Origin of the sequence: Nocardiopsis halotolerans DSM 44410 (genome assembly GCF_000341065.1) — a bacterium.
GTDB classification, from domain to species: Bacteria; Actinomycetota; Actinomycetes; order Streptosporangiales; family Streptosporangiaceae; genus Nocardiopsis; species Nocardiopsis halotolerans.
Genome location: NZ_ANAX01000337.1, coordinates 1 through 5,174, shown reverse-complemented (window position 1 = coordinate 5,174; position 5,174 = coordinate 1). Strand labels below are relative to the sequence as shown.

Genomic DNA, 5,174 nt, shown 5'->3' with positions numbered 1-5,174 from the left:
GGGGGGGAGCCGGTGGCGACGGTCTCGGCGTCCTCACGGCCGGGCTCGCGCAGGTGGGTGTGCAGGTCCACCAGGCCCGGCAGGGCGACCAGGCCGGTCGCGTCGACGGTGTGGGCGCCCTCGGGCGCGTCGAGGTCGGGACCGGTCGCGGCGATCCGGCCGTCGGCCAGGAGCAGGTCGACGGGCTCGCCGCCGAACGGACGTGCGCCGCGGATCAGGTGCGGTCCGTGGGTGTCGGGCATCGCGGTGTTGGCTTCCTCGTGGTTCTCGTATGGGGAGGGCGGCGTCGGGTGCCGGGGTTCACCTGGCGGGCTGGCCGCGAACGTCGCTGGTGTGGCACATGGGCCTCCATCTGCGCTGGCCCTCGTACCTGCAGCGGGTTCGGAGCGTCGAACCCCGCCACGGGTACGGGATCACGCGCGTGAGGCGCCGGGCCGGTGAACCTTGTGGGTCACCGGGCTAGGAGCCGCCGAGCAGCAGGTAGAGCACGGCCATGCGCAGGCTGACACCGTTGGCGACCTGCTCGGTGACGGTACAGCGGGGCGAGTCGGCGACCTCGGCGGAGATCTCCATGCCGCGGACCATCGGGCCGGGGTGCATGACGATCGCGTCCTCGGGCATGCGGGCCAGGCGCTCGCCGTCCAGGCCGTAGTTGCGGCTGTACTCGCGCGTGGAGGGGAAGAAGGACTCCTTCATGCGCTCGGCCTGCACCCGCAGCATCATGACGACGTCGGTCTTGGGCAGGACCGCGTCGAGGTCGTAGGAGACCTCGCACGGCCAGGTGTGCACCGAGACCGGCAGCAGGGTGGGCGGCGCGACCAGGGTGACGTGGGCGCCCAGGGTGGTGAGCAGCAGCACGTTGGAGCGGGCGACGCGGCTGTGCAGGATGTCGCCGACGACGGCCACGCGCAGCCCCTCCAGACGTCCCAGGCGCGAGCGCATGGTGAAGGCGTCCAGCAGGGCCTGGGTGGGGTGCTCGTGGGTGCCGTCACCCGCGTTGAGGACGGAGCCGTCGACCCAGTTCGCGAGGCGGTGCGCGGCTCCGGAGGCGCTGTGCCGGATGACGACGCCGTCGGCGCCCATGGCCTGGAGGGTCAGCGCGGTGTCCTTGAGGCTCTCGCCCTTGGAGACGCTGGACCCCTTGGCGGAGAAGTTGATGACGTCCGCGGACAGGCGCTTGGCGGCCAGTTCGAAGGAGGTGCGGGTGCGGGTGGAGTCCTCGTAGAAGAGGTTGACCACGGTGCGTCCGCGCAGGGTGGGCAGCTTCTTGACGGAGCGGTCGCCGACCTGGGCGAGTTCGGCGGCGGTGTCCAGGACGAGGGTGGCCTCGTCACGGGAGAGGTCGCCGGTGGAGAGCAGGTGGCGCATCAGGAGTTCCCCTCCGTGCTGTCGGGACGTGAGGAGGGTTCCGTCCGTCGGCGGGCGGGGCCGAGGAGGACCGCGTCGTGTCCGTCGGTCTCCTCCAGACGCACCGTGACGTTCTCGCGCAGGGAGGTGGGCAGGTTCTTGCCCACGTAGTCGGCGCGGATGGGGAGTTCGCGGTGGCCCCGGTCGACCAGGACGGCGAGCTGGACGGCGCGGGGGCGGCCCAGGTCCCCGAGGGCGTCCAGGGCGGCCCGGACGGTGCGGCCGGAGAAGAGCACGTCGTCGACCAGGACGACCACGCGGTCGTCGAGGCCGCCCGCCGGGATCTCGGTTCTGCCGAGGGCGCGGACGGGGGCGGAGCGCAGGTCGTCGCGGTACATCGTGATGTCGAGCGAACCCGCGGGGACGGAGAGATCCTCCACGCGCTCGATGCGCCGTGCCAGGCGGTCGGCGAGCGGGACCCCGCGCGAGGGGATGCCCAGGAGGGTGACGTCCCGGCCGCCCTTGGTGCGTTCGAGCACCTCGTGGGCGATGCGGGTCAGTGCCCGGTTGATCTCGGGGCCGTCGAGGACGGCGCGGGTGCCTTCGGGGGCCTGGGGGGAGGCGTCCCCACCGGCGCCACCATCGGTGGGTTTTCGAGCACGCAAAGTAGTGACTCCCTTCCCTGCCTCACTGAACAGGTCGTTAAAGGATGTCGATCGGATCCACGCTACCAGCGGAGACCACGACCCCCGCGGAGTGGCCGATGACCTGAGGTTACGAATGTGACTCTCGTCACATACCAAGCAGACACCCCCCCATCCGAACGTGGTCATATCGTCACCCAGTGGATACGGCCACGAAGGGGCGGAAACCCGGAATTCCCTGGAGGAGCGGGCTTTTCGCATCATCGTGACGCACGACTCGTCCCGTTCGGTCCCCACATGAGAGGTGTCTCACTTACGCGCGGTTTGGCCACTGATTAGTCGCGTTTCACACCAACGGCTTGACCTGGAAGGCAGACCCCCCTACCGTCACTGTCTGTAACCACTGCCGGGTGGGGTTGCATCCCGTGACCATCCGCTGGACCGCCCAGGCGGCCCGCCGAGTACGAGCGGACGTCTCCCCCACCACGCCAGCCACCGTCACGGCCGGGAGCGACAAGAAGATGCCATCCGAATACGCCAAGTCCCTTGGCGCGCGACTGCGTGCCATCCGCACCCAGCAGGGCCTGTCCCTGCACGGGGTGGAAGAGAAGTCCCACGGACGCTGGAAGGCCGTCGTGGTGGGCTCCTACGAGCGCGGAGACCGCGCCGTCACCGTCCAGAAGCTCGCCGAGCTGGCGGACTTCTACGGCGTCCCGATGTCGGAGCTGCTGCCGGGCGGCGCGGCTCCCACCCCGCTCGGGCCGACGCCCAAGCTGGTCATCGACCTGGAGCGCATGCAGCAGCTGCCGCAGGAGAAGGCCGGGCCGCTGTCCCGCTACGTGGCCACGATCCAGAGCCAGCGGGGCGACTACAACGGGCGGGTGCTCTCCATCCGCCAGGAGGACCTGCGTTCACTCGCGGTCATCTACGACAAGTCACCGGGTGACCTCACCGAGGAGCTCATCAACTGGGGCGTCCTCGACCCCGAGGCCCGCCGCGCGGTCGACGCCTTCTGATCCAGCCCGATCCACCGGCCCCTGACAACGGCCAACCGAGGACCGCACCCGCACGACGAGAACCGGCGCCCCTCGCGGACGCCGGTTCTCGTCGTGTCCGGGGCCGGGGACTGGCCTCCGGACTCGGTGCGGCGGCGCGGCCGGACGTGGGGCTTCCCCTCCCCAGCCCGACCGCGCCGCCCTCCACCAGAGGGGGGCCCAGTGGAGTTGTGTCGAACTCCTGTTCGACAAAGACCAGTTAACCCCAGCCCGACGGGCCAGTCAAGGACCCCGCGCCGAGCCACGCGCGCCCGACCGCGGAAACCATGGGACACCGGACGACCGGGGACTACCCTTGGTCCGTGGCAGCCGATACCGAGTTGCGTGAACTGGCCCCACCCGCCTTCACGCACGCCGTCCCCGCACTGCTCCAGGTGTACGAAGCGGCCATGCGTCCGCCCCCGGAGCAGCTGCCCGGCCGGGCGTCCATCATGAACGGCCACGCCTACTACCCCGGGTTCCGTTCGGTGGTGGCCGTACGCGGAGGCGAGCCGGTCGGCTTCGCCTACGCCTTCCACGGGTACCGCGGCCAGTGGTGGCACGACACGGTCGTGGAGGGGCTGCGCGCGGACGGACGGGCCCGGCAGGCGCGCCGCTACCTGTCCGACCCGTTGGAGATCGCCGAGGTGCACGTCCACCCCGACGCGCAGAACCAGGGCGTGGGGCGGTCCATGCTGTACGCCCTGTGCCGGGGCAGGCCGGAGCGCACCGCGGTGCTGTCCACCCGTTCGGGACCCTCCGCGGCGCGCCACCTGTACCGTTCGTGCGGGTTCACCGAGGTGCTGGAGGACTTCTCCTTCCCCGGCAGCCCCGATCAGCCCTTCTCGATCATGGCCGCCCGGCTGCCCCTCACCGGGTCCGGTGGCCGGCGACCTCCCGGTAGATCTGTCGGGTGGCCGTGGACTGGTTCGAGGTGATGAAGTGGATGCCCGGCGCTCCCTCGGCCAGCAGCCGCTCGCACATGCGCTGGGCGTGTTCGATGCCGAAGGCCCGCACGGCCTCGGCGTCGTCGCCGAAGGACTCGAAGCGCTCGGCCAGGTCGCGCGGGAAGGGTGCTCCGGAGAGCTTCTCCGAGCGCGGGATGAACGAGGTGCGCACCACCGGGAACACCTCGGGGATGATGGGGACCTCGCAACCGCGCGCGGCCACCCGGTCGCGCAGGCGCAGGTAGTCCTCGGGGTCGAAGAACATCTGCGTGATGGCGTAGTCGGCGCCCGCCTCGCACTTGCGCACGAAGTGGTCGGTGTCGGTCTCGACGTCGGCCGAGCGGGGGTGCTTGTAGGGGAAGGCCGCCACGCCCACGCAGAAGTCGCCGCTGTCCTTGATCAGGCGCACCAGCTCCTCCGAGTAGGTCAGGCCCTCGGGGTGGCTGATCCACTCGCCGTCGGGGTCGCCGGGCGGGTCGCCGCGCACGGCGAGCATGTTGGACACGCCCGCGTCGGCGAGACGGCCCACGAGGTGGCGCAGTTCGGCGACGGAGTGGTCGACCAGGGTCATGTGCGCGACCGGCAGCAGTGTGGTGTCGGTCGCGATGCGCTCGGTGGTCTCCACGGTCATGCCGCGCGTACTGCCACCGGCGCCGTAGGTCACCGAGACGAACGAGGGACCGAGGGCCTCCAGTTCCCGGATCGCGCGCCACAGGCGCTGCTGCGCCTGGGGCGTGCGCGGCGGGAAGAACTCGAAGGAGAACATCGGCTCGCCCGCGTCGAGGAGTTCGCGGATATGACGCGGCCTGGGGGCCGGGCTTCGGGGCGCCGCGGGGCGGGTCGGTGCTGACAGCATGCGTACCACCTTAGGCGAGGGCTCCCCACCAGATGGAAGGAACATCCCACTGCGTGAGACCGGTGGCGGACGCCACGCTCCCCCCGGGTCCGTACACCGGGACGTGCGAGGACGCGTCGATGCCCCCTCCTCCCTCCGCGCCCTCCGCCGCCCCGCTCCCCGGCGCGCGTGTCCTGTTCTGGGCCGCCCAACCGCCGCGCTCCGCCTGGTTGCAGTCGCGGTCCTGCGCGTTCGCGGTGTGCATGTTCGCCGGGTTCGCGTTCCCGGCGGTGGCACCACCGCCCCTGCCCCGCTACGGCGCCCTGCTCGTCCACGCGGTGGCGGTCGCCGTCTACCTCGGCTCCCT

The 5,174-nt window shown here is 71.2% G+C and carries 5 protein-coding genes and 2 pseudogenes (1 of these 7 running past the window's edge); 3 read left to right on the top strand and 4 right to left on the bottom strand.

Going from position 1 to position 5,174, the window contains the following annotated elements:
- The 3 genes and pseudogenes from D455_RS31630 to pyrR form a co-directional block, all read right to left on the bottom strand.
- Nucleotides 1-242: pseudogene (locus tag D455_RS31630) on the bottom strand (dihydroorotase) (it extends 1,043 nt beyond the left edge of the window).
- A 217-nt stretch (nt 243-459) separates the two neighbouring features.
- Nucleotides 460-1,368, bottom strand: a complete 909-nt coding sequence (locus D455_RS0125045) for an aspartate carbamoyltransferase catalytic subunit (protein ID WP_017573410.1) — start codon at nt 1,366-1,368, stop codon at nt 460-462.
- Entirely contained in the window at nt 1,368-2,012 is a 645-nt protein-coding gene (pyrR, locus tag D455_RS0125040; RefSeq protein WP_017573409.1) for a bifunctional pyr operon transcriptional regulator/uracil phosphoribosyltransferase PyrR, read from the bottom strand. The genes D455_RS0125045 and pyrR overlap by 1 nt, the downstream gene beginning before the upstream one ends.
- Before the next feature lie 500 nt (nt 2,013-2,512).
- Here pyrR and bldD point away from each other — a divergent pair, with 500 nt between their 5' ends.
- Both bldD and D455_RS0125030 read left to right on the top strand, forming a co-directional pair.
- A complete protein-coding gene (gene bldD, locus D455_RS0125035) occupies nt 2,513-3,007 on the top strand; it encodes a transcriptional regulator BldD (protein ID WP_013154123.1) in 495 nt (164 codons plus the stop codon).
- 341 nt (nt 3,008-3,348) lie between these two features.
- Nucleotides 3,349-3,963, top strand: coding sequence for a GNAT family N-acetyltransferase (locus tag D455_RS0125030; RefSeq protein ID WP_026122957.1), 615 nt, complete (start codon nt 3,349-3,351; stop codon nt 3,961-3,963).
- Here the strand turns inward: D455_RS0125030 and metF are convergent.
- The gene (gene metF / locus D455_RS0125025) at nt 3,896-4,738 is read right to left on the bottom strand and encodes a methylenetetrahydrofolate reductase [NAD(P)H] (RefSeq protein ID WP_017573407.1); all 843 of its coding nucleotides are present in this window, start codon (nt 4,736-4,738) and stop codon (nt 3,896-3,898) included. The two genes, D455_RS0125030 and metF, sit on opposite strands and share 68 nt — an antisense overlap.
- 209 nt (nt 4,739-4,947) lie before the next feature.
- Here metF and D455_RS31625 point away from each other — a divergent pair.
- Nucleotides 4,948-5,174: pseudogene (locus D455_RS31625) on the top strand (DUF817 domain-containing protein); the annotation flags it as partial.

Coding starts and splice junctions, on each gene's coding strand:
- metF (WP_017573407.1), bottom strand. CDS start 4,738: ATGTTCTCCTTCGAGTTCTTCCCGCCGCGCACGCCCCAGGCGCAGCAG.
- D455_RS0125045 (WP_017573410.1), bottom strand. CDS start 1,368: ATGCGCCACCTGCTCTCCACCGGCGACCTCTCCCGTGACGAGGCCACC.
- bldD (WP_013154123.1), top strand. CDS start 2,513: ATGCCATCCGAATACGCCAAGTCCCTTGGCGCGCGACTGCGTGCCATC.